This is a genomic window from Bradyrhizobium sp. SRL28, from assembly GCF_018596315.1.
Classification (GTDB): Bacteria; Pseudomonadota; Alphaproteobacteria; order Rhizobiales; family Xanthobacteraceae; genus Bradyrhizobium.
The window spans coordinates 73,638-97,350 of sequence record NZ_JAHEAG010000010.1 but is presented as its reverse complement, the minus strand read 5'-3'; the positions used below and the strand labels follow the sequence as shown (position 1 = coordinate 97,350).

Annotated in this window: 23 protein-coding genes and 1 pseudogene; 11 read left to right on the top strand and 13 right to left on the bottom strand. The window is 61.3% G+C overall.

The features are described from left to right. The first annotated feature begins 109 nt into the window (after window positions 1-109). The 3 genes from KIP88_RS21290 to KIP88_RS21280 all read left to right on the top strand — a co-directional run bounded on the left by KIP88_RS21290 (window position 110) and on the right by KIP88_RS21280 (window position 2,548). Window positions 110-748 (top strand): S24 family peptidase, encoded by a 639-nt coding sequence (locus tag KIP88_RS21290; RefSeq protein ID WP_214489929.1) that lies wholly within the window; start codon window positions 110-112, stop codon window positions 746-748. Between the two features lie 170 nt (window positions 749-918). Continuing rightward, window positions 919-1,194 (top strand): hypothetical protein, encoded by a 276-nt coding sequence (locus KIP88_RS21285; RefSeq protein WP_214489928.1) that lies wholly within the window; start codon window positions 919-921, stop codon window positions 1,192-1,194. A 166-nt stretch (window positions 1,195-1,360) separates the two neighbouring features. Further along, window positions 1,361-2,548 (top strand): OpgC domain-containing protein, encoded by a 1,188-nt coding sequence (locus KIP88_RS21280; protein WP_214489927.1) that lies wholly within the window; start codon window positions 1,361-1,363, stop codon window positions 2,546-2,548. A 45-nt stretch (window positions 2,549-2,593) separates the two neighbouring features. On the opposite strand, the gene KIP88_RS21275 is transcribed toward KIP88_RS21280, so the two are convergent. Continuing rightward, a complete protein-coding gene (locus KIP88_RS21275; RefSeq protein WP_214489926.1) occupies window positions 2,594-3,895 on the bottom strand; it encodes a glycoside hydrolase family 3 N-terminal domain-containing protein in 1,302 nt (433 codons plus the stop codon). A gap of 295 nt (window positions 3,896-4,190) precedes the next feature. On the opposite strand from KIP88_RS21275, the gene KIP88_RS21270 reads away from it, so the two are divergent. Genes KIP88_RS21270 through KIP88_RS21260 form a run of 3 tightly spaced genes read left to right on the top strand, consistent with a single transcriptional unit; the run spans window position 4,191 to window position 7,996 of the window. Further along, on the top strand, window positions 4,191-5,660 hold the full coding sequence (locus tag KIP88_RS21270) for a DUF4173 domain-containing protein (protein WP_214489925.1): 1,470 nt from the start codon (window positions 4,191-4,193) through the stop codon (window positions 5,658-5,660). A 42-nt stretch (window positions 5,661-5,702) separates the two neighbouring features. Then, window positions 5,703-6,407 (top strand): response regulator transcription factor, encoded by a 705-nt coding sequence (locus KIP88_RS21265; protein ID WP_214489924.1) that lies wholly within the window; start codon window positions 5,703-5,705, stop codon window positions 6,405-6,407. Further along, the gene (locus KIP88_RS21260; RefSeq protein WP_214490051.1) at window positions 6,407-7,996 is read left to right on the top strand and encodes an ATP-binding protein; all 1,590 of its coding nucleotides are present in this window, start codon (window positions 6,407-6,409) and stop codon (window positions 7,994-7,996) included. Before KIP88_RS21265 ends, KIP88_RS21260 begins: the two co-directional genes overlap by 1 nt. Before the next feature lie 116 nt (window positions 7,997-8,112). Here the strand turns inward: KIP88_RS21260 and KIP88_RS21255 are convergent, their stop codons facing one another. The 11 genes and pseudogenes from KIP88_RS21255 to KIP88_RS21210 form a co-directional block, all read right to left on the bottom strand. Next, a complete protein-coding gene (locus KIP88_RS21255) occupies window positions 8,113-9,345 on the bottom strand; it encodes an acetyl-CoA C-acetyltransferase (RefSeq protein WP_214489923.1) in 1,233 nt (410 codons plus the stop codon). A 90-nt stretch (window positions 9,346-9,435) separates the two neighbouring features. Then, the gene (locus KIP88_RS48230) at window positions 9,436-9,666 is read right to left on the bottom strand and encodes an HpcH/HpaI aldolase/citrate lyase family protein (protein WP_308163621.1); all 231 of its coding nucleotides are present in this window, start codon (window positions 9,664-9,666) and stop codon (window positions 9,436-9,438) included. 82 nt (window positions 9,667-9,748) lie between these two features. Continuing rightward, window positions 9,749-10,294 (bottom strand): annotated as a pseudogene (locus KIP88_RS48225) (CoA ester lyase); the annotation flags it as partial. A 19-nt stretch (window positions 10,295-10,313) separates the two neighbouring features. Beyond that, complete coding sequence (locus tag KIP88_RS21245; protein WP_214489922.1) at window positions 10,314-10,754, bottom strand: MaoC family dehydratase; 441 nt, start codon at window positions 10,752-10,754, stop codon at window positions 10,314-10,316. Next, on the bottom strand, window positions 10,754-11,530 hold the full coding sequence (locus KIP88_RS21240) for an enoyl-CoA hydratase/isomerase family protein (protein ID WP_214489921.1): 777 nt from the start codon (window positions 11,528-11,530) through the stop codon (window positions 10,754-10,756). Before KIP88_RS21240 ends, KIP88_RS21245 begins: the two co-directional genes overlap by 1 nt. After that, window positions 11,527-12,741: a CaiB/BaiF CoA-transferase family protein gene (locus KIP88_RS21235; protein ID WP_214489920.1), complete on the bottom strand. Its 1,215-nt coding sequence runs from the start codon at window positions 12,739-12,741 to the stop codon at window positions 11,527-11,529. The genes KIP88_RS21240 and KIP88_RS21235 overlap by 4 nt, the downstream gene beginning before the upstream one ends. A gap of 23 nt (window positions 12,742-12,764) precedes the next feature. Next, window positions 12,765-13,481, bottom strand: a complete 717-nt coding sequence (locus KIP88_RS21230) for an ABC transporter ATP-binding protein (RefSeq protein ID WP_214489919.1) — start codon at window positions 13,479-13,481, stop codon at window positions 12,765-12,767. Further along, window positions 13,478-14,236 carry an ABC transporter ATP-binding protein gene (locus tag KIP88_RS21225; protein ID WP_214489918.1) on the bottom strand — a complete coding sequence of 253 codons (759 nt, stop codon included), beginning with the start codon at window positions 14,234-14,236 and terminating at the stop codon, window positions 13,478-13,480. Before KIP88_RS21225 ends, KIP88_RS21230 begins: the two co-directional genes overlap by 4 nt. Window positions 14,237-14,238: 2 nt before the next feature. Next, complete coding sequence (locus KIP88_RS21220) at window positions 14,239-15,255, bottom strand: branched-chain amino acid ABC transporter permease (RefSeq protein ID WP_214489917.1); 1,017 nt, start codon at window positions 15,253-15,255, stop codon at window positions 14,239-14,241. Then, window positions 15,252-16,154, bottom strand: a complete 903-nt coding sequence (locus KIP88_RS21215; protein ID WP_214489916.1) for a branched-chain amino acid ABC transporter permease — start codon at window positions 16,152-16,154, stop codon at window positions 15,252-15,254. Before KIP88_RS21215 ends, KIP88_RS21220 begins: the two co-directional genes overlap by 4 nt. Before the next feature lie 96 nt (window positions 16,155-16,250). After that, complete coding sequence (locus KIP88_RS21210) at window positions 16,251-17,510, bottom strand: ABC transporter substrate-binding protein (RefSeq protein WP_214489915.1); 1,260 nt, start codon at window positions 17,508-17,510, stop codon at window positions 16,251-16,253. Between the two features lie 170 nt (window positions 17,511-17,680). Between KIP88_RS21210 and KIP88_RS21205 the strand changes: the two genes are divergently transcribed. Genes KIP88_RS21205 through KIP88_RS21190 form a run of 4 tightly spaced genes read left to right on the top strand, consistent with a single transcriptional unit; the run spans window position 17,681 to window position 22,518 of the window. Further along, window positions 17,681-19,177 (top strand): AMP-binding protein, encoded by a 1,497-nt coding sequence (locus KIP88_RS21205; protein ID WP_214489914.1) that lies wholly within the window; start codon window positions 17,681-17,683, stop codon window positions 19,175-19,177. Then, complete coding sequence (locus KIP88_RS21200; RefSeq protein ID WP_214489913.1) at window positions 19,174-19,830, top strand: TetR/AcrR family transcriptional regulator; 657 nt, start codon at window positions 19,174-19,176, stop codon at window positions 19,828-19,830. The genes KIP88_RS21205 and KIP88_RS21200 overlap by 4 nt, the downstream gene beginning before the upstream one ends. After that, entirely contained in the window at window positions 19,820-20,593 is a 774-nt protein-coding gene (locus tag KIP88_RS21195) for an SDR family NAD(P)-dependent oxidoreductase (protein ID WP_214489912.1), read from the top strand. Before KIP88_RS21200 ends, KIP88_RS21195 begins: the two co-directional genes overlap by 11 nt. A 14-nt stretch (window positions 20,594-20,607) precedes the next feature. Next, window positions 20,608-22,518: an NAD(P)/FAD-dependent oxidoreductase gene (locus KIP88_RS21190; protein ID WP_214489911.1), complete on the top strand. Its 1,911-nt coding sequence runs from the start codon at window positions 20,608-20,610 to the stop codon at window positions 22,516-22,518. Window positions 22,519-22,758: 240 nt separating this feature from the next. Here KIP88_RS21190 and KIP88_RS21185 read toward each other — a convergent pair whose 3' ends face one another. Continuing rightward, a complete protein-coding gene (locus KIP88_RS21185) occupies window positions 22,759-22,989 on the bottom strand; it encodes a hypothetical protein (RefSeq protein WP_214489910.1) in 231 nt (76 codons plus the stop codon). A gap of 55 nt (window positions 22,990-23,044) precedes the next feature. Between KIP88_RS21185 and KIP88_RS21180 the strand changes: the two genes are divergently transcribed. Beyond that, window positions 23,045-23,674: a 2-hydroxychromene-2-carboxylate isomerase gene (locus tag KIP88_RS21180; RefSeq protein ID WP_214489909.1), complete on the top strand. Its 630-nt coding sequence runs from the start codon at window positions 23,045-23,047 to the stop codon at window positions 23,672-23,674. The last annotated feature ends 39 nt before the right edge of the window (window positions 23,675-23,713 follow it).

Sequence of the window (23,713 nt, the reverse complement as noted above, 5' to 3'; positions counted from 1 at the left end):
AACGCCGCCCGACGTCGGCACTCAATTTCTGATATTCCGAAATGAAAGTCAAGCTTGATTTCGGATAATCGGAATTGCTATGATTTCTGAAATTCGGAAAGGTCTAACCATGCTGGACATCAGGTTGATCGAACGGGGGCTGGAGAAGCCGGGCAAGACCAAGGGCGGATTGGCCACCGCGATGGGCGTTCGCCCGGGCGCGGTTTCCGAGATCCTGTCCGGGATACGCCTGATCAAGGCATCTGAAATCGCACCGATCATCGACTATCTCGAACTGAACTCGGTGCCGATCATGGGCCGCGTCGGCGCCGGCGCCTCGATCGAACCGGAGCACGAGCAGGTGCCGCCGGAAGGCCTCGGCGAGGTCGAGCTGCCGTTCCCGATCGCCGAAGAGACCATCGCCTTCGAGGTGGCCGGCGATTCCATGCTGCCGAAGTACGAGAATGGCGATATTATCGTGGTCTATCGCGAACAGCAGCATCCGCTATCGAGCTTCTACGGCGAAGAAGCCGCCGTCCGCCTGAAGACGGGCGAGCGCTACCTGAAGACGATCGAGCGAGGCAAATCGCCGACGTCGGTCAACCTGACGAGCTTCAACGCCAAACCGATCACCGGCGTCAAGCTGGAATGGATCGGCGAGATCTGCGTCACCCTGCCCAGGGGCCAGATCGAACGATTGCGTAACAAGGCGGCAGCCCGGGCGCGCAAGGCGACCAAGACGACGGGTGGCCGTACGCCGGATAAATAGCAATCGCCGTCGAGATCTCCGAATCGACTGATTCTATCGATGCCGCGACAGCCGCACCATCCTCACGATGGCAATTTCTGTTTTTCAGAATTTTTACTTGACTTATTTCCGTTTTTCAGAAATGCTGCCTTCGTCGATACCGGCGCACGGGATGAGGTCAGATCGCCAGCATGCAGTATTTCGTCGTGATGATCGACTACGGCCGCCGCGGTCGCGAGGCCATCGTCGACCCGGAAATCACAAGGCGCGAGGTCATCTCCCGGATCGCGTCGGGTGAATACAGGAATATCAGCTTCATCCATGAAATCGCGGATTGCTCAGTCGAGGATATCACCGCCGAGATCCTCAGCGAGGCGGCCCTGCCCGACATCGGCACGACGGGCGCCGACCTGCAGGCCAGCCATTTCGACCACATCCGCGATCTGCGCAAGCACGAGCGGGCGTGATCCCATTCCGTCGCTCTATTCCCTCAAAACATTGTGATTGTTGGGCGGGCTTTAATCGCCGACAACTTGCTTAATTATTCTTCACGTAAAGTCTATTCCGGCTGAGTGGACAGTCGCGCTAGATTCGCGATTCGATTCCTCCGACCTGCAAAGTTCTTAATCCACAATGTATACGTCAATGAAGGCTGAGCTCGCTGCGCGCGACGGCGATCTCCGACTCTGTCTCCTGCTTGGTATCGCGGCCTGGTTTCTCTTTCTGGATCACGTCCCGCACAATGTGGTCAGCCAGCTGACCATGCGCAATTTCGGGTTCAGCGGCGCCATCGACCTGTTCGTGTTCGTCGGCGGTTACACCGCCGCCATCCTCTATGGAAGGATGATGCTGGAGCGCGGTTTCGTCGTGACGGCAACCCGTATCTTCAAGCGGCTGTGGCAGCTTTACGCCGCCTATATCGTCTTATTCGTGATCTATATCGATCTGATCGGAAATGTCGCGCGCCAATCCGCCGCGCCCGCACTTATCGGCGAATTCAACGTCACCGGAATCGTCGATCACACGATCCGGACGCTGATTCACGGTCTGCTGCTTCGAGCCAAGCCGCTGAACCTTGATGTGCTGCAACTGTTCATCGTATTGATGGCGGTCTTCCCGTTCGTTCTGTTCAGCATGGTCCGCCGGCCGAATGTCACGATGGCGGGGTCGATCGGTCTCTACCTTGCGGCCCATCAATTCGACTGGAATTTGTCAGCATTTCCAGATGGACGGTGGTATCTCAACCCGTTCTGCTGGCAACTGCTGTTTGTGCTCGGCGCATGGTTTGCCTTGAGCCCCGCAACTCAAATGCGCGCCGTACGTACACTTCAGGAGCTCCCGGTCCTGCGCGCTGCGGCGTGGCTGTATCTGCTCTTTGCTCTTGTGGTGACGGTGGCAGGGAAATTTCCCCAAGCCGGCATCGTCCCGGATGTCCTGCGCGATGCCTTTCTTCCCAACGACAAGGAAAACCTCGCCGCTCACAGGGTGCTGCATTTTCTCGCGCTGGCTTTTCTGTTTGCCTACATGATGCCGCGAGACTGGTCCGGATTCCGGTGGCCGGCGTTGCAGCCGATCATCATATGCGGCCAGGAATGGCTGGCGGTCTTTTGTGCCGGCGTGTTTCTTTCGTTTGCCGGACACCTTGTCCTGATCACAGGCCCGGATTCGCTTCTCATGCACGTCCTGGTCAGCTTTGCCGGGATTTTGATCATGACGGGCGTGGCCTATTACGTGTCGTGGTCCAAGCGGCAGGATCACAAGCCGGCATTCCGGACACCGGCAATGACGGGGCTTCCGGAGGAAGGCCGGTTCGCGAAGTAGTTCCCGCCGTTTTCCCTCGGGGCGCGCACACCTCGCTGCTGCTTCTCAATCCACCGGGAATGCGCCCTTCAACCGCATCTCGCTATCACCCAGCATGGCGGCGTCGAGCCTTCCCCCGGCCGACGCCGCCACAGCGCAGTTAAAGATGCGATAGAACTGCGTCCCGTCGAAAGCGACCAGCAGCAGATCGACACCGGCATTGAGCGCCTCGACCACGGCCGTACAAACGTTGCGTTGATAGATCGCCCCCATCACGAGGTCATCGGTCATGACGACGCCTTGATAGTTCCATTTCTTGCGAAGGATGCCGTCGACAACCCGTTTGGAATGCGACGCCGGACGGTCCGGATCAACCGAAGTCACCGTCACATGTCCGACCATCAGTTGCGCTTTCGAGCCAGCCAGCACCTTCCTGAAGGGAATCCAGTCGGACGCTTCGAGTTCGTCCACAGGCGTATCCAGATCGGCGCTGAAATGATGGGTATCGGTTCGTACGCGTCCGAGGCCGGGAAAATGCTTGACCGTCGCACCGACGCCTGACGCTTCCAGCCCGCTCACATAAGCTCGCGCGATGTCGGCGACGACGGCCGGATCATCGGAAATCGCGCGTTGGCCGATCAGCGTGTTGAAGTCGAATCGGTTGCGCTTCGGCTCGGGGCGCAAATCCAGCACCGGCGCTAGATTCAGGTTGACGCCGAGCGCCGCCAGCTCCTGCCCGTGCGTACGCCCGAACGCTTCCGCTTTCTCGGCGCGAACATCCGGCGCCAGACTCGCAAGCGTCGATAGCGCCGGCAACTTGGTCAAGGGCGGCGCCAGATGCGATACGATGCCGCCTTCCTGGTCGGCCGCGACGATCAGGGGTGGCAGGCTCGCGGCGCGCCGTTTTTCCTGCAGCGCCGAGACCTCTTCTTTCAGACGCGCCGCCGTCGATCCCGCGACATTGTGCCTGGTGATGTAGACGCCGGCGATCAGGCCCTTCTCGGCGAGAACAGCCACCTCTGAAAATGACGAGTACCCAACAATGAAGTGCCGCCCGAGATTTCGCGTCTGTGTGGCGTCGGTCTTCAGGACGCTCTGCTTGCGCCATTCAAACGAAGCATGCGCGCCGAGCATCGACAGCGATGGCAAACACCATAGCAGAACGAGCAACCGTCCAGCGATGCCTCGCCTCCAATAGCCGCGGCGGATGAGGACCACGATGACGATGATGCTCGCTGCGGCCAGAACGATGTTTCCCAGGCCCCGCAGCGAAATCAGATAGGGGTCGTTCTTGTTGGCCGCAACGAAAACGAAGACCGCTCCGGCGAGCCAGACCAGGACGAGGCCGATACGCTTGAGGATTTGCATGAAAATGGATGGCGGCTTGCGTGAGGAGATCGAACGAGACAATTGCCCGTATCAAACTTGCCTCACCGAAGCGAGCGCATAACCGCACCTGCACGGAAACTGCATAAGAATCCTGAACTCTTGCAGACGGCACTCCAAGCAATTGCACAACGGCGTCGGATATTCGGTTTGCAAACCCGAGGCGACTGATCGAATGCCTGTTCCCACGAGACTAGCCAACGACGGTTGGTGGCTATGCCAGCCTGCCTCCACGAATCTGGTTTGCAATTTTCCTCTCCAGACAGGTAGTGCAATAATGGCTGATTTCACCGCGCCGGCATCCAATGCCGGCGCCGTTCAGGAAGGCACCTTTCCCCTCAAAGCAGCCATTGTTCTCGCGCTGGCTGCGCTGGCCGACTGGTTGTTCTACGGGCACGGCATTGGAATATCGGCCGCCATCTTTGCGGTCGCCGTAGCCTGCGGCTCGCTGCTCGCCAACCTCGCAACCTTCAACCGAAAGCAGGTGCTGCTGGCCGGCGCTCTCCTCCTGGTTGCCCTGGTCCCAGCCATCGAGGAATTCAACATCGCCTCTCTGACCTTCATGCTGCTGGCGCTCGGCGTAGGCCTGCTGTTGACGACCAATCGCGATCGGCATGGTCTCGGCGAGCGAGCCGTGGCGTTGTGCGATCTTTATCTGGTCGGCCCGTTCAGATTTTTCCGCGATGCCATCGCTGCGTTCAATCTGCCTGCACTGAAGACCGGGTTTGTGGTGTGGTTCATTCCGATCGTTCTCAGCGGCATCTTCGTGTTTCTGCTGGTCTCGGCCAATCCATTGCTCGAGAAGTGGATCAGCCTGCTGAACCCGGGTAACACGGCTTCTTACGTGAGTCTCGGACGCGTACTGTTCTGGACTGTGGCGCTGTCGATCGTATGGCCCTTTATCCACGTCCGGTGGAGCGGCAAGCGGGAGATGTCGGCAAGGTTAGCCGAAGCGGCGGCACTGGCGCAGGGAATGCCATCGGGCCAAAACGACTTCTTCGGAGTTGCCACGATCCTGCGTTCGCTGATCCTGTTCAATCTGCTGTTCGCCGTTCAAACCGTTCTGGACGTGGCCTATCTCTGGGGCAATGCGACCCTGCCCGCCGATATCAGCTACGCTTCATATGCGCACCGCGGCGCTTATCCCCTCATCGTCACGGCGCTACTGGCGGCGGGCTTCGTTCTGGCCGCCATGCGGCCCGGTGGACCGGCTGAGCAATCAAGGGTGATCCGGCCGCTGGTCTATCTGTGGGTGGCGCAGAATGTCCTGCTGGTTCTTTCATCGATCCTGCGCCTCGATCTCTATGTTCAGATTTACCTGCTGACCTGGTGGCGCGTCGCGGCTTTCATCTGGATGGCGCTGGTCGCGTTCGGGCTCGTGCTCATCGTCGCCCGCATTGTTCTGAACCGCTCGAATGCCTGGCTGGTCCGCGCCAATCTCATCACCCTAACGGCAACGCTCTACATCTGCTCGCTGATCAATTTCGCCGCCATCATCGCCGACTACAATGTCAGCCACAGCCGCGAAGCCGCCGGCAAGGGCGTGTGGATCGACATGAACTATCTGTTTTCCCTCGGACCGCAGGCATTGCCGGCCATCGACCGGGCCATTGCCCTTCGCGGGCTCGATCCCACCCTTGTTTCCCGCCGTGGTAGCCTTGTAGAACAGCAACGAAGAGAGGTGGTATCCTGGCGCAGCTGGGGATTTCGGAGTTGGCGGCTGCAGCGCACCCTGGACGCCCAATAGAAGAGTTCGACCACAGGCTAATACGACTTCCCGGAGAGACCTTTGACGCACCGCATTCTCATCGTTGACGACGACCTGCACATCCGCGAGGTCATCCGTGTTGCACTCAAGAAGGCCGGAATGACTGTCTTCGAGGCGCGCGACGGCAAGGAAGCGTTGACCCGCTTTGCCGCCGACAGGCCGGATCTGATCATTCTGGATATCGGCATGCCGGAGTTCGACGGCCTGGACGTCTGCCGCGAAATCAGAAAGTCCTCGGACGTTCCGATCCTTTTTCTCTCCGCCCGCGACGACGAAATCGATCGCGTACTGGGCCTGGAGATCGGCGGTGACGATTATGTCACCAAGCCTTTCAGCCCGCGCGAACTCGTAGCAAGGGTGAACGTCATCCTGCGCCGCATGGCTTCGCGTGGACAGGATGCGAAGGCGTCCATGGCCGCACTGTCGCAAGGTAAGCTCTCCGTCGACCCCGAACAGCATCTCGCCGAGTTTGCCGGCACCCCGCTTCGGCTCACGGCCATCGAGTTCGGAATCCTCAGGGCATTTTTGACGCGGCCGACGCTCGTCTTCAGCCGCGACCAGATCATGACCGCCGCCTACCAGCTCAACATCCAGGTATCGGACCGCACCATCGACAGCCACATTCGCAATATCCGCGCCAAGCTATCTGCCGTGAACTGCGACAATGTCATCGAAACCATTCATGGCGTCGGCTTCAAGCTCGGACGATGCGAGCCGCAGGCATGATGTCCCGCACGGGTGAAAAATGGCGACCGTCGGTGGGGCAGGTCATTTTTGCCGCGCTCGCCGCCGCGGCGACACTGCCTCTGGTCGGGCTGTTCTTCTTCCGCCTCTATGACAACCAGCTCATTCACCAAACCCAGGCCGAACTGATCGCTCAAAGCCGGGTGCTCGCCGCGGTCTATGCGCGGGAAGTGGAAACGCGCCTCGGTGCCGGGATTACTCTCGGAGCTGAAATTCCGTCCGAGGCACGATCCGATCGCGAAGACCAGTTGACGCCGATCCGGCCTGCACTCGATCTCGCCGCCGGCGCCGACCTGCTTCGGCGGCGGCCAGATGCGCTCCCGGCAAGCGTTCCTGCATCGCAACCCTATGTCGAGATTGGTGCGCGGCTGATGCCGATCATCCGGGAAACCCAGAAAGTCACGCTCGCCGGTTTCCGGATTCTCGATCCCCGCGGTGTCGTGATTGCCGGCCGCGACGAGGTCGGCCAATCGCTCGCCCATATCGAGGAAGTAGCCACAGCGCTCGGGGGACAGTACCGGGCGGCCTTGCGGATTCGCAAACCCGACAAGCCGCCTCCTCCGATCTACTCGATCAGCCGCGGCGTCGGCGTCCATGTGTTTTCGGCAATGCCTGTCCTCGTCAACAACCGCGTCGCGGGCGTCATCTACACGTCGAGGACGCCGAGCAACATCTTCGACCATCTCTATCAGGAGCGCGGCAAGTTTATCCTGGCGGGACTTGCGGTCATTTTCGCGACCATCGTCATTGGCCTGGTGTTCTCCCGAACCATCACCCGCCCGATGCGCGAGCTGGTCGATCGCGCCGCGCGCATCAGCCGCGGCGATCGCGATGCATTTCAACCGCTCGCCCACTACGGAACGCGCGAATTCGCCCAATTGTCGCACAGCTTTCTCGACATGGCCGAACAATTGGCGCGACGGTCGGACTACATCGCGACGTTTTCGTCGCACCTCACCCATGAATTGAAGTCGCCGCTGACATCGATCAAGGGCGCCGCTGAACTGCTGCTGGATTCGCTACAAAGCAAATCCGATAATCTTACCCGGATGGAACAGAAGAACTTCATATCGAACATTCTGGGCGACGCAGGGCGCCTGGAAGCCATGACGCAGCGGCTGCGCGAACTGGCCCGCGCGGAAACCGCGCCGCAGAACGAGCAAACCGAATTGTCACAGGTTGTCGGAGGATTGAAGAGCCGATTCCCGACGCGAGCGATCGAGGCAACCGGAAGCCTCGAGCGCCCAATCGGCATGTCCAGCGAAAAAGCGCTGATCGTGTTGTCGCATCTGACCGACAATGCCATCCGTCACAACGCGAAGACGGTGCGGCTGGAAGCGACCGAGGAAGATGGATCCGTCAGGATGACGGTCAGTAATGATGGCGATCCGATATCCGAAGCCAATCGGGAGAAGATCTTCGATGCCTTCTTCACCACACGCCGCGACACAGGCGGCACGGGAATGGGGCTGGCCATCGTCCAGGCCGTTATGACCAGCCACGCCGGATCGATCCGGCTACTGCCGTCCGATCAAGGCGTTGCGTTTGAGCTCTTGTTCCCGGCTGCCTAGAGCCTTTTCCGTTCCGATGGAATCGGAACGGGGCTCGATATTTTTGATTTGACGCGTTTTCTTGACGCGAACCGGTCGCCACTTCGCTGGAAAACGCTCTGGATTGAGCAGTCGCCTCAGACCCGCTCGATAATGATGGCCGGCGCCATGCCGCCAGCCGCGCACATTGTCACCAAACCCCGCTTGAGATCGCGTCGTTCCAGTTCGTCGAGGACCGTGCCGATCAGGATCGAGCCGGTTGCACCGATGGGATGGCCGAGCGCAATCGAGCCGCCATTGACGTTGACCTTCTCGCGGTCGAGCTTGAGGTCACGGATGAACTTTTCGGCGACGACCGCAAAGGCCTCGTTGATCTCGAACAGATCGATGTCGTCGAGCGTGAGGCCTGCCTTGGCCAGCACCTTGCGGGCAGCCGGCACCGGCGCGTTCAGCATCAGGGTTGGCGAGTCCCCCATATTCGCCATCGCGACGACGCGGGCACGCGGCTTCAGGCCATGGGCTTTTGCGTAACCTGGCGATGCCAGCAAGATGGCCGCCGAACCGTCCACGACGCCGGAAGAATTGCCGGCGTGATGCACGAAGTTGATGTCGAGGTCGGGATATTTGTCGAGAATAAGTTTGCGGTAGGTCGTGCCCTTGTCATCGAGCGCATAATCCGCGATGGCCGGGAAGGCCGCCTTCAGGCCGGCCAGCCCTTCGAGCGTGGTCTGTGGCCGCGGATATTCCTCGCGGTCGAGCGCAAGGCTGCCGTCTTCGCGGCGGACCGGCACAAGGCTCTTGTCGAAATGGCCGCCCTTGATGGCTGCCGCCGCCCGCTTCTGGCTTTCGAGACCGAGCTCATCGACGTCCTGCCGCGTGATGCCTTCCAGCGTCGCCACCGCGTCGGCGCAGACGCCCTGATGCGACTGCGGATGCCGGGCGCGCAGGCGAAGATTGCCGTTGTCCATCATGAACGGCCCCTCGCTGCGACGGCCTTCCATCGACATCATCTCGGTACCGCCGGCGATCACGAGATCCTCCGAGCCCGACATGATTGAACTGGCAGCCATGTTGACGCTGGTAATGCCGGAACCGCAGAACCGGTCCAGCGTCACCGCGCTGGCGCGCACGTCATAGCCGGCATCGAGCGCCGACATCCGCCCGAGATCGCCGCTCTGCTGGCCGCGTTGCGAACTGGTACCCCAGATAATGTCGTCGACATCAGCGGTATTGATGCCGGTGCGATCGGCCAGCGCGCGCAATACCGTTGCGCCGAGCTGCTGCGGATGGATGCCCGACAAGGCGCCCTTGCCGGCCTTGCCGATACCTCGCGGCGTCCTGCATGCGTCGATGATCAGCGCGTCAACCATGGTGTTTTCCTTAAGTTTATTGATTGGCCGCATTTGCTGCCGATCGATCTATAAAGTCAATTCGCTTGTCCTCGGCCTTTCTCTACCCCTCTACCGCACCCGCAACGCAAGGATTTTTTCCGCCGCACGCAAATGCGGCTTGTCGATCATCTTGCCATCAATCTTCACGACACCTGATGTGGGATTGTCGTTGAACGCCTTCACGATCTTCTCCGACCAGGCGATTTCCTCGTCCGTCGGCATGAAGGCTCCATTGACGACGTCGACATGCTTCGGATGGATGACAGCCTTGGCGAGGAAACCGTCCTGCCGCGCAGCGATGGACTCTTCCCTCAGCGCGTCCAGATCGTTGATATCGGTCGCAAATGGTATCGATGGCGACGACGCCGGCCGCGGCCGCGCTGATCAGGCAGAGATCGCGCGCCAGCAGGAACGGCCCGTGGAAGCGGCCTTCCGTTCGGTTTCGCGACGCGCCGAGCGAGGCCGCGAGGTCCTCGGCACCCCACATCATGCCCCATAGCCGTGGGCTCATGTTCTCGAAGTCGAGCAGCTTGAGGACGGCCCTCGCCGTTTCCGTCGCCACCGTGACTATTCTCGTAGAACCATGCTCGATCCCGGCGGCGGCTTCAAAGGCATCGAGATAGAGCGAGAGGCGGTTGACGGCGGTAGCGCCTGCGCATTTCGGCAGCACGATACCGTCGGGCCGGCCCGGCATGACGGCGGCCAAGTCGCCAAGCGTCATGTCCGTGTCGAGCGCATTGACGCGGACATATGCCTTCTGGTTCGGGTTCCGGGCGTCGAGCATCTCACGCACCGTTCGCCGCGCGCCGAATTTCTCGTCCGGCGCAATCGAATCCTCCAGATCGAGGATCAGCGCATCGGCCGCTGTCTTCTTGGCGCTCTCGAATTTGCGCAGGCTGTCGCCGGGAACGAACAGGAATGATCGCATCGGCTTACGCTTTCGGCTTTCAATGCATCAGGCCGGTCCGGCGACAGCTTGCCACGACCTCGCCGCGCTGATTGGTCATGGTGTGTTCGAATTCGACGATGCCCTGGTTCGGCCGCGGCTTGCTTTCACGCTTGGAGATGATCTTGGTGTGCGCCTTGAGCGTATCGCCGTGAAACACGGGTTTTGGAAACTTGACGTCAGTCATGCCGAGGTTGCCGATCGTGGTGCCCAGCGTCGTATCGTAGACGCTCATCCCGATCATGATGCCGAGCGTATAGATGCTGTTGAACAGCCGCTGGCCGAATTCGGTGTTTTCGGAGAAGTGCGCATCGATATGCAGCGGTTGCGGGTTCATGGTCAGCAGGCTGAACATCGTGTTGTCCATCTCGGTGACGGTCCTGGAGAACTCATGGTGAAACTCCCGGCCGACCTCGAACTCCTCGAAATACAATCCGGCCATCAGCGCCCCCTGTAGTTCGGCGTCCGCTTTTCGACGAACGCATTCAACCCTTCCTGACAGTCCTCCGTGGTTGCGACGAGCGCAAAGCTCTCGGCGGCGTTCTCGACCGAGCGGCGGAAATCGGCGTCGACCGCCCGCATGAAGGCATCGCGTCCGATCTTCATGACGATGGGTGACTTGGCTGCGAGCTTGCGCGCGATCTCCCGTGCGCGGTCCAGCACGGTGCCCTTCGGCACCACTTCGCTCAGCAGCCCCATGCGAAAAGCTGTCGCGGCATCAAAGGGCTCGCCCAGAAACAACGGCCCGAAAGCCTGGTGCTTGCCGACCAACCGCGGCAGTTGCACGAAGTGGATGGCCGGGATCAGCCCGACATCGATTTCGGGATAGCCGAAGGTACAGGCGTCACCGGCAATGATCATGTCGCAGGAGATCGCAATCGTCATGCCGCCGGCGCGCACTGCGCCGTCGATGGCGGCGATGGTCGGTTTGCCCATGCGGTACTGGGTATCGTTAAGCGCAAAGTACAGCCGTTCGAGGAATTTCTTGGTCTCGATCCCCGGCTTGCCGCGAACAATATCCAGATCAAGCCCGGCGCAAAACACCTTGTGTGCGCTGCCGATGATGACGCAGCGCACCGCTTCGTCGTCCCGCGCCTTCGCAAGCGCCGCCAGCAGCGCATCAATCAGGTCCATGCTGAGCGCATTGACCGGCCCACGATCCAGCATGATCTCGGCAATATTGCCCGAGACGGAATAACGAACGAGATCGGTACTCATGTCGTGCCTCCCTTGGCCTGACGCACCGCGCCGGCCTTGACCAGATCGTCGATGGCACCGCGCTCGAAACCCGCTTCCAGCAGCACCTCGTAACTGTCCTGGCCTATATCAGGTGCGGCGCGCAAGTCATCCTCCGAGAAGCTCGCAATGCCCGGCGTCCGCGGTGAGTACACGGGCCCCACGCCCGGCGTCTGCTGGCAGACCGCCGCCCGTGTCGCCTCGACATGGACGTTGCGCAGCCATTCTCCGGGATTGAGGATCCGTTCGGCAATGAGATCGGCCGCATGCAGGCGCGCAAGCCAGGCATCCGTCGGCTGTGTCGCGAACACCTCCCGCAACTGCGGGATCAACGCATCAACGGCATCAGCACGCCGCGCAAAATCGGCAAAGCGCGGATCGCTGGCGAGGTCGTCACGGCCGATCGCCGCGCACAGCCGCTTGTATTGCGGCTCGTTCACCAGCGTGACCATCATCCAGCCGTCGGCCGTCTGATAGGAGCCCGCCGGAACGTTGAGCGCGCGCGGCGCGCCGCCCTCCAGAATATGTTCGGCCACCTTGTGGCCAAGCAAGGCGGAAGTCGACTGGCAGAGGTTGACGTCGATCCAGCGCCCGGTGCCGACGGATGCGCGCGAGAACAATGTCGTCGCGATCGCCTGGAAGGCGTAGACACCGGTAACAACATCGGAGATCGTAGTGCCGACCCGGTGCGGGGTCCCGTCATTGCCGACATTGATCGACACCAGGCCGGAAAACGCCTGTGCCACCGAATCCGAGCCCGGCCGTTTCGAATATGGGCCGCTCTGCCCGAACGCGCTGACCGACAGATAGATCAGGCCGGGATTGTCGCGAGACAATTGCTCGTAGCCAATCCCCAGCCGCGTGGCGACGCCCGGCCGAAAGCCTTCGATCAGAACGTCGCAATCCTTGGCGAGCCGCCGCGCAATTTCGATCCCGTCCTTGTGCTTCATGTCAAGGCTGAGGCTGCGCTTGCCGCGGTTATAGACCGCCGACAGCGTGGTGTGGCTCCCATAGGTCGTGCCGAGGAAACGCGACCAATCCCCCTCAGGCGGTTCGACCTTGATGACATCGGCGCCATAAACGCCCAGCAGCATCGCGCAATAGGGCGAGGCGATGCCCTGCCCGAAATCCAGCACGCGCAGGCCGCGATACGGCGCCTCATGCGTCGGCGATAGCTTGCGTTCGATGGTCATTCCGCCCCCGGTCGGGCCGAAAGCTACAGCGCGAGGTAGCGCTGACGAATGTTATCGTTGGCTTTCAGCTCTTCGATCCCGGATGTGTAGACGATCTGGCCCTTGTCGATAACCGTCGCGTGGCTCGCAAGGCCAAGGCAAAAATGCATGTTCTGTTCGGCGATCAGCACCGTGGCGCCGGTGCCGCGGAGCTGCCGCAGCAGTTCGCCGATCCGTTGCACGATGATCGGCGCAAGCCCCTCGCTCGGCTCGTCCAGCAGTAGCAGCGCGGGGTTGCCCATCAGGGTGCGCGCAATCGCCAGCATCTGCTGTTCGCCACCCGACAGCCTTCCTGCGATCCGGTTACGCAGCGGCTCCAGCAGCGGAAACACATCATAAACGCGCCGGATCGACCATTCGTCCTCGCCATTCGGTCCCTTTTTGGCGCCGATGACCAGATTGTCCTCGACCGTGTGCTCCGGAAATATCTGGCGATCCTCCGGCACGAAGCCGAGACCGGCGCGCGCGATGTGATGGGGCTTCAGCCCGGACACTACTTTGCCGCGCAAAGTGACTTTGCCGCGGCGTGCGGGGGCCAGGCCCATGATCGCTTTCATGGTGGTCGACTTGCCGGCGCCGTTGCGGCCGAGCAGCGCCATGGTCTCGCCCTGCCGGACCGACAGGCCGACGCCGAACAGGATCTGGCTGGTGCCGTAATAGACGTCGAGATCTTCGACCTGAACGACCGGCTGCGCACTCATACCGCAGCCCCGGCGTGATGTTCGGTACCGAGATAGGCATCGATCACGGCCTCGTTGCGGCGGATCGCATCCGGCGTACCGGTTGCAAGAATACGGCCGTAGCAGAGCACGACGATCTCGGGCGCGATCTTGAACACGATATCCATGTCGTGCTCGATGAACACCACCGTGATCTTCTGCGTCTCCCAGAGCTCCCTCACCTTGTCGATCATCCGCCAGCGCTCCTCGGTGCCCATGCCGGCGGTCGGCTCGTCGAGCAGCAGCACCTTGGGATCGAGCACCAGCGCCAGCGCGATATCGAGCAGCTTCTGATCGCCATGCGACAGCGTCGCCGCGATGCGATTCCGTTTGCTCGCCAGCCCCAGCAATTCCATTGCATGCTCGGCGCGGTCACGCGTCTCGGCCAGCGGGAAACGACGGTGAAGCACGCTGGCGCGGCGCTGATCGGCGCAGACGGCGGCGAGCATGGTCTCCTGCACCGTCAACGATGGAAAAATGCTTGCCACCTGAAACGCCCGGCCGATGCCGTGACGCACGATCTCGGGCGGCGACCGCCCGGCCATGTCGACGCCGTTGAGCAGTATCTGGCCGGAGTCCGGCCGCAGCGCACCGGTGATCAGGTTGAAGAACGTGCTCTTGCCAGCGCCATTGGGGCCGATCACGGCGGTGAGCGAGCCGTCGGCAAAATCAAGCGTGACATTGTCGGTCGCCTTGACGCCGCCGAACGATTTGGAAAGGGAGCGTATCTCCAGCATGGCTACTTCCCGGAACCATCGCGGCGTCGCGCATACCACTCGACGACAAAATCCATCAGGCCTTTCCGCAGGCCGATGGCAAAGAACAGGATCACGATGCCGAGCACGATGCCGTAATATTCGGTCAGCCGCGTCACGGTATCGTTGAGGATCAGCAGCAGCACGGTGCCGACCATCGGACCGAGGAACGTCGTGACGCCACCCAGCATGTTGATGAAGATGCCCTCACCCGAGATCGTCCAGTAGGCAAACTCGGGATAGGCGCCGGATACGAACAGCGCCATGATGATGCCACCGGTGGAGGCAAACAGTGCCGCCAGCACGAAGATCGTGAGTTTTGCGCGCCAGACATCGATGCCGATGAAGCTGGCGCGGGTGGCGTTGTCGCGGATCATGCGCAAGGTATAGCCAAACGGCGATTGCGCGATCTGGCGCATCAGGAGAAGCCCGATCACCAGCAGCGCGCAACTCGTGATGTACAGATGCACATGGTTCGACAAATCGATGCCGAAAAAGGCCGGACGCGGAATGCCGCCGCGCAGGCCCTGATCGCCGCCGGTCAGCGACACCCAGGACAGAATCGTACTGTGGATCAGCATCTGGAACGCCAGCGTCACGAAGGCGAAATAGATCTCCTTAAGCCGCACACAGATCGCGCCGATGACGGCGGCGATAAGGGTGGTGATGACGAGCGTTGCGACAAACGCGACCGGCACGGGCAGGCCGGTGCGCTGCATGATCAGGCCAAAGCCATAGGCGCCGAGGCCAAAGAACATGCCGTGGCCGAATGAGACCAAGCCGGTAAAACCTACCAGCAGGTTGAGCGAGGTCGCGAACAGGCCGAATGCCGAGCAACGGATGACAAAATCGAGCAATGCCTTGCTGCCGGTGAGCATCGGCAGGATCGCCAGCACGGCAAAGGCCGCCAACGCGATCAGCACGTCGATATAGCGCGAGCGCTGCGATTGGGACTCGATCCGCGGCACCACGGCAGCCTGTTCGGCCTGCAGCTCGGTCATGCGACCTCCTTGCCGAACAGACCGGTGGGCCGGGACACCAGCACGATCACCATGAACAGGTACATCAGCCCTTCCGTGAACAAGGGAAAGCCGAGCGATCCGAACGAACGGATCATGCCGATCAGGATTGCACCGATGAGCGCGCCGAGGATCGAGCCCATGCCGCCGATCACCGTGACGATGAAGGATTCGATCAGGACCGAAAATCCCATGCCCGGCGTCAGCGAACGCACCGGAGCCGCGAGTGCACCCGCAAGACCCGCCAGCATGCCGCCGAGCGCGAACACCCCACCATAAATCAATCCGGTGTTGATGCCGAGTGCAGACACCATGCCCGGATTATGCGCGGCCGCGCGAATCACCTTGCCGATCCTCGTCCGCGCCAGGCCGAGCCCGAGGATCACGGCTGCCACTAGCGCGACACCGATCAGGAGCAGGTAATACGGCGGTACCACGCCGCCGGCGATGAACAGAGGCGCCACCTGGAACGCCGCCGGCATGCCCATCGACTTGAATTCCGGCCCCCAGATCATCCGCACCACGTCATCGAAGATCAGCACGAAGGCGTAGCAGACCAGCAGCTGCATCAGCACGTCGGAGCCATAGACCCGGCTCATGAACACGCGCTCGAAGACCAGGCCAAGCAAGGCCGTGCCGGCCGCCCCGCACAGCATCGCCAGCGCAAAACTGCCGGTGACCTGATAGGCCGTCATCGCGAAATAGGCGCCGAACATGTAGAAGGCGCCGTGGCTGAAGTTCACGACCTTGAGCACACCAAAGATCAGCGTCAGCCCAACCGCGACGAGAAACAGCAACATGCCGATGATGAAGCCGCTGGTGGTCTGCGTCACCAGACAGGCGGAACTGGCGAGACAGCCGGTAAGCGCGTCGATATCCAAGAGAAGCATCCATTGCAGCGTGCCAGCATGAGCGGCGCGCGAGAAACATTCGGCGGCGAATGGAGGCGGCGTAAGCCGCCTCCGCCTCACGGTCGATCAGGTGTAGCCCTTGCTCTTCTTCCACTCGGCTTCGAGTTCGAAGATCGTCTTCCAGTCGCCCGCCTGAACTTGCGGCACGTAGGGCTCCTGCGGGATCGTGGTGCCCCAGCCGATCGCATAGCCGACCAGCGTCTGGTCTTCCGCGCGCATGGTGACGGTGCCATCGGCGCCAAACGGCGACTTGATCTTCAGGCCGCGCAACGCCTCCGCAATCTTCTTGCCGTCGGCTGAATTCGCCTTCTTCGAAGCTTCGGCCAACAGCATGATTGCAGTTGCATTTTCCCATGACCAGTTGGTGGGATATTCGTTGTACTTCGCCTTGTAAGCGTCACCCCAAGCGGCGTTCTCAGGGGTTGCGGGATAGGTCTTGATGTAGCGGTTGCCGGAGTGAATGCCCTTCGGCAGGTTCTTCACGACGGTCAGCGCGGTGTAGTCGGCCATATTGACCGCAAACACCTCCATCTGGCTGAACAGCGCGTAGATATTGGCCTGATCGATATAGGACGTGAGGTCGCCGCCCCAGAGGCAGGAATACAGCGCCTGCGGCTTGGCCTGCAGGATCTTTGTCACAACCTCGGTGTAGTCAGGCTGGAAAAGCTTGGGCCAGGACTCGCTAATGATCTCAACGTCAGGCGCGAAGCGCTTGAGATACGTGACATATTCACCGGTGGTATCGCGGCCATAGGCGTAGTCGGGCGAACAGGTCGCCCATTTCTTCAGGCCCTTGGCCTTGGCGATCGCTGCTGCGTAGCTGCCGCCGACGATCGAGTCGTGCACGCCCTGGCGTGCGGTGCGGAACGCGTTGGGAATGTGCTGCTTGGGGTCGGCGGTCAGCGCCGACGTCTCCGAGTTGGTGTGAATGCAGAGCACACCGAGATCGCGCGCCACCTCGTGCACGGCGAACGCGCCCGACGACGCTTCCGCATCAATCAGGATTTCGCATCCATCGGTATTGACGAGTTCGCGGGCGACGCGGGCAGCTTCCTGCGGCTGCCCCTTGGAATCGCGGATCACCATCTCGATCTGGCGTCCGGCCAACCCGCCGGCAGCATTGACCTTTTCGATTTCCAGCATCACGGCGTTGCGCGACGAGGTGCCGAGTTGCGCCACGCGCCCCGAGAGAATGGTCGGCATGCCGACCTTGATGGTCTTGGCTTGCGCGCGCGCCATCCAGGGCGTCGCAAATGTTACGGCCCCGGCGCCCATCATCGCCAACGTCGCACGTCGGCTTACGCCCGGTTTGCGGGTTCTCGTCATTGCTTCCTCCCTGTGGGATTGGCTTTCCCAAATCCCTGCCGGAGGTCGTGTCGCCTCCGTGCGGCCTGAGAATTTCAGAGCAAGGGGGGTGACGTCAAGCAAAAGATGAATTACGAGTCATAATTCATCTAGGGACAGACGAGGCCGGACACGGGCTTTTTGGGCGGATAATGATCAATCTATCCAGCTTTATCGCGTTTCATGCCCGGCGGGCGCCGGATCGTTGTGCGCTGAAATACCGCGGCGAGGATGTCTCCTATGCCGAGTTCGACGTCCGTATCCGCCGGGTTGGCGGATGGCTGGCCGGGCGCGGAGTCGGTCCCGGCGACGTCGTCGCGGTGCTGATGAAGAACAGCACTGCCTTTCTCGAACTGGTATTTGCAACCAGCCACATCGGCGCGGTGTTTCTGCCGATCAACTATCGGCTCTCCGCCGATGAAGTCGGCTACATCGTCGGCAATTCCGGCGCGCGCATCCTGATTGCGGATGAAGAACTCGCGGGTATCGCCACAGGCGGCGCGCCGGTGGTGCTGCTCGATGAAGCCACCCAAGCCAAAGCGACGCGCCTTGCGCCTGATATCGCGCCCGCCCCAATGCATGTCAGGCAACCGCGCGACCTGATGCGGCTGATGTACACGTCGGGCACGACAGACCGCCCGAAGGGCGTGATGCTGACTTACGAGAACCTGTACTGGAAGTCGGCCGATCAGACGCTGGTGCTGGGATTGAACGCCGATACGCGATTGCTGGTGGTCGGTCCGCTCTATCATGTCGGCGCGCTCGATCTGCCGGGCATTGCCGTGCTCTGGCACGGCGGCATGCTTTCCATCCACCGCAACTTCGAGCCCGAGCAGGCGCTCGCCGCAATCGAAGCGGAGAAGCTCAACGCCGCATGGTTCGCGCCCGTGATGACGACCGCGATCCTCACCTGCCCTACCCGCGACCGCTATGTTGTCTCCAGCCTGCGCTGGGCGATCGGCGGCGGAGAGAAAACCCCGGAAGCACGCATCCGCGCCTTCTCCGACTACTTCAAAAACGCCCGCTACATCGACGCCTATGGCCTGACCGAAACCTGCGGCGGCGACACCTTCATGGAAGCCGGCCGCGAGATCGAGAAGATCGGCTCGACCGGCCGCGCCATCGCCCATGTCGAAATCGAAATCCGTGACGATGCCGGCAACCGACTGCCATCAGGCGAGAACGGCGAAATCTGCCTGCGCGGGCCGAAGATCACGCAAGGCTACTGGAAGGATCCCGAGAAGACTGCGGCCGCATTCTTTGGCGACTGGTTCCGCACCGGCGACGTCGGCTATCTCGATAAGGACGGCTTTCTCTACCTGACCGACCGCAAGAAGGACATGATCATTTCCGGTGGTGAGAATATCGCCTCCTCCGAAGTCGAGCGCGTCATCTACGAACTGCCGCAGGTGCGCGAAGTCGCCGTCGTCGGCATATCAGACGAGCGCTGGGGCGAAAAGCCGGTGGCCGTCGTGGTGCTGGCCGATGGCGTCACGCTCGACTTGCCCGATCTCGCCGATCACTGCCGCGCACGCCTCGCCGGATTCAAGGTGCCGAAGCAACTTATCATCCGCGACAGCCTGCCGCGCAACCCTTCCGGAAAAGTCCTCAAGCGCGTGCTGCGCGCCGAACTGGAATCCCACGCATGACGCAATCATCGCAAGCCGCATCCGGCAAAGCGACAAAACTCAACCGTGTCGAGCGCAACGCCTGGACCAAGCGCAGGATATTCGACGCCGCCACCAAGGTTGTAGGCAAACACGGTTACGCTGAGGCTTCCGTCGCCCGCATCACAGAGGAAGCCGGCGTCGCGCAGGGTACGTTCTACAATCACTTTGAAAATCGCCAGGAGCTGCTCGACCAATTGCTGCCGAAGATCGGCACCGACATGGTTTACTTCATCCGCGAGCGCACCGGGACTGCGCACGCCGCAAGGCAGGAAATCGAACGGTTCAGCGCCTTCTTCGACTTCATCCGCGAGGTGCCGGAATTTCTGCGCATCCTCAACGAAGCCGAATATTTCGCGCCGATCGGCTACCAGAAGCATCTCGATAACATCGCCACCGCCTATGTCCGTATCCTCCGGCGCGCCCGCCACGCTGGGGCAATCATCGACTATAGCGACGAGGAGTTCGAAGCCATCGTTCACATGTTGATGGGCGCGCGTGGGTACCTAAGCCGTCGCTACTCCTACGTTGGCGGCAACGTCACGGCAGCGCCTGAGCACGTCATCTCCGCTTACCGAAAGCTGGTTACGCGCGGCCTGTTCACACCGGAAAAAGGCAATAGCCATGACCGCTGAGGGTATCGTCCTCGTCACCGGCGGCAGCCGCGGCATTGGCGCCGCCACTGCGACGCTGCTGGCCGAACAGGGCCGGCGCGTGGTGATATCAGACATCGCGCCGGAGCCGCTGACAGAGACGCCAGTGATCCTGTGGCCGGCACCATTCGATGTCGCGAGCGAAAGCGCCGTCGTTAGCGGCATCGCGGCCATCGAGGCCACGCACGGCCCGATCACGGGACTCGTCAACGCCGCCGGCGTATTCGGCAAGATGCACCGGATCGAACGCGTGCGGATGGAACAATGGGACCGCGAGGTCAATATCGATCTCCGCGGCACGTTTCTGGTCGCCCGTAGCGTGGGTGTGAAGATGGCCGAGCGGCGGCATGGCGCGATCGTCAATGTCGCCTCCGTTGCCGGCATGACGTCAGGTCCGATTCATGCCTACACCGCCGCAAAAGCCGGCGTCATTCAGATCACGCAGACACTGGCCGCCGAATGGGGCCGCAGCGGCGTGCGCGTCAATGCGGTCTCGCCCGGATTCACCCGCACCGTCGCGCTGGAAGCCGGCATCGCTTCGGGCGCGCTGAACAAGAAATGGCTCGAAAGTCCGACCGCGATGAACCGGCTGGTCGAGCCGGTCGAGGTCGCGCAAGCAATCGCCTGGCTGCTTTCGCCACTGAGCAGTGGCGTCACCGGAATCAACTTACCCGTCGACGCGGGATACATCGCAGGCACCACCTGGGCCGCCTATGGCGGCCTGCCGGAAGCACCAGGCGCGTAAACGAGGACACCAGCATGAATATCGAGCTGCCGCGCAAGAAACTCGATCTGTCGTCGGCCATCGCCGAGGGCGATATCCGCGTGTTGCTGATGGTGCTGGTGCACCTGACCGGCGACGAGCGCTGGCTGGAGCCGCCCTACAAGCCGAAGCGTGACGTGCGCCTGATTCCAGATCCGCAAGCCGGCATGCCCCAGGAAATCCAGGCCGAAATCCGCGCCGCCGTTCTGAAACTGTTCGCAAACGGCGAACCGAAGCCCGTCGTCACCGACCCCGGTGACGAATTGATGCTGAGGATGATGCGCGCCACGCTTGGCGAAAGCGTCACGCCGGAATATGCGCCGTTGATGCGCGAAGAAATGGGTTTCATTCCCCGGGAGGCGCGCTGGACCAAGCCGCCATCGAACGAGAAGCTGGCGCAGCAGCATGTGCTGATCGTCGGCGCCGGCGTCTGCGCCATCGCGCTGGGTGTTGCGCTCGGCCGCCTCGGCATCCCCTACACCATCGTCGAGAAGAACGACGAGCTCGGCGGCACCTGGTACGTCAACCGCTATCCCGGCTGCGGCGTCGACACGCCCAACCATTCGTACTCGTTCTCATTCGGCAAGCGTAATCCATGGACGCGCTATTTCGCCCAGCGCCAGGAATTGCTCGACTATCTCAAGAAGGTCGCGCTCGAACACGACATTCGAAAGCATCTCCGTCTCAACACGGAATTGACATCCTCGCGCTGGGACGAGAGCAAGCGGCGCTGGATCTCCACATTGAAGACCACCAATGGCGAGGAGATCTTTGAGTCGACCACGCTGGTCAGCGCCATCGGCCAGCTCAACGACCCGCACCCTGCCCACTTCAAGGGCGAGGGAGATTTCAAGGGTGAGATGCTGCACTCAGCCTTGTGGACCGACGACGTCAAGCTCGAGGGCAAACATGTCGCCGTCATCGGCACTGGCGCAACGGCGATGCAGCTGGTGCCGTCGATCGCTGACCGCGTCGCGTCGGTCACCGTCTACCAACGCACCGCGCAATGGGCCCGCCCCGTGGCAGGCTATTCCGATCCCATCACCGAAGGCGCACGATGGCTGCTCGCACACCTTCCGTTTTACGTGCAGTGGTATCGTTTCAACATGTTCTGGCGCTACGGCGACGGCCTGTTGCCGTTCCTGCGCAAGGATCCGGACTGGCCGCACCCCGAGCGTGCCGTGAACAAGGGCAACGACCGGCATCGCGAGGAGCTGACGGATTTCATCCTGTCCGAACTGAAGGATCGTCCCGATCTGATCGAAAAATGCGTCCCGACCTATCCCCCCTATGGCAAGCGCATCCTGCTCGACAATAACTGGTTCAAGACGCTGACCAAGCCGAACATAGAGCTGGTCACCGACAAGATCGATCATTTCGCGCGCGACGGCATCGTCGCCTCAGACGGCAAATTACGCCCGGCCGATGTCATCGTGATTTCCACCGGCTTCAAGGTTACGGAGATGGCCGCCCGCCTCAACATCACCGGCCGCGACGGCAAGAATCTCAAAGCGGCCTGGGCCAACGATAACCCGACCGCCTATCTCGGGCTCACCGTCCCAGACTTTCCGAATCTCTTCGTGATGCTCGGCCCCAATTCAGGTCCCGCGCACGGCGGCAGCGTAATCTTCCAGTCGGAATGCCAGAGCCGCTACATCTCGGCTTGCCTCGTCGAAATGATCGAGCAAGAGATCGCTGCGATCGATGTTCGCCCCGAGGCGCACGATCAGTACATCAGGAAAGTGGATGCCGAGCATGAGCAGTTGATTTGGACTCACCCGGGCATGACCACCTATTACCGCAACAACCAGGGCCGGGTTTTTTCGGCGATGCCATGGCGGTTCGTGGATTACTGGGCGATGACCCACGATCCCGATTTACGCGATTACCGGCATACCAAAGTCTGACGTTTGTTCCCGGGAACCGGTGCATGAAATGCCAATGGGATAGCTTGACACCCGCTCGTATCTGCCGCAGCATTTCGATGCTGCACCTGTTGAAGTCACGGAGCGGGTGGCTCCCCACTTCGCAGGCATTGGCGCCCCCGGTCAGATGATCAAGGCGGCACGCAGCGGGTGCGGACGAAAGTCCGTCGGCCAACTCTTGAGGAGGAGCATGACGCCACCGGATCAGACTGGTGACCTTGCTCATCGCAAGGTCAGGGTGCGGTCGAGGTCATAAGCAGCTGCCAGCCTCGTTGCGCCTTCAACAAAACGAACATATCCGCGGGACTGGAGCGCAAAGGCCACGCGCTGCTGGATCCTGAGAAACATACTGGTGTCTACCAGAAATCCTTCGTCTATAACGAAGATGTCGGGCCCCGCGATGCTTTCATGCACCGGGGCCCATTCGTTTGGAACATCAAAACTGCGCCGCATGGTTCCATGCCCTGTTCAGATCGAAGATACTGATCCGATCGAACAAGGATACGCCATGGCTAGACCGCGCGTACGAATCTACACCGACTACAAAAGCCCCTATGCGTTCGTCGCCAACAAGCGGCTGTTCGAACTCGAGGACGCTCATGGCGTCGAGCTCGAATGGCTGCCCTACACGCTGCGCATTCCCGAATTCATGGGCACGGTGGAAGAGCGCACGCCGCATTTCTGGCGCAAGGTGCGTTACGCCTACATGGACGCACGCCGCTATGCCAATGCGCAGGGCCTCACCATGAAGGGTCCGCGGCGCATCTACGACGCCTTCTATTCCAGCGCCGGCATGCTGTTCGCACAGCGCCATGGCCTGTTCCGGCCTTATCACGACACGGTATTCTGTCGCTTCTGGAGTCATGACCTCGAAATCGACGAGCTGTCGGACATTTCGGGCGTGATCGAGTCGATCGGCGGCTCGGCCGAGGCGTTCGAGGCCTACGTCCACGGCCCGGCGCGGGCCGAGCACGACCGCATCATCGATGAAGCGGAAGCGCTCGGTGTGTTCGGCGTGCCGACCATGGTCTTCAACGGCGAATTGTTCTGGGGCGGCGATCGCATCGACATGCTGATCGAGCGCATCAGGAATCCGGAATCGATCGCGATGGCGCTGGGCAGCCGCCACCGGACGTGAGCCAGCGGGCCGGCGTCTTGAAACTGTTTATCCTATTTG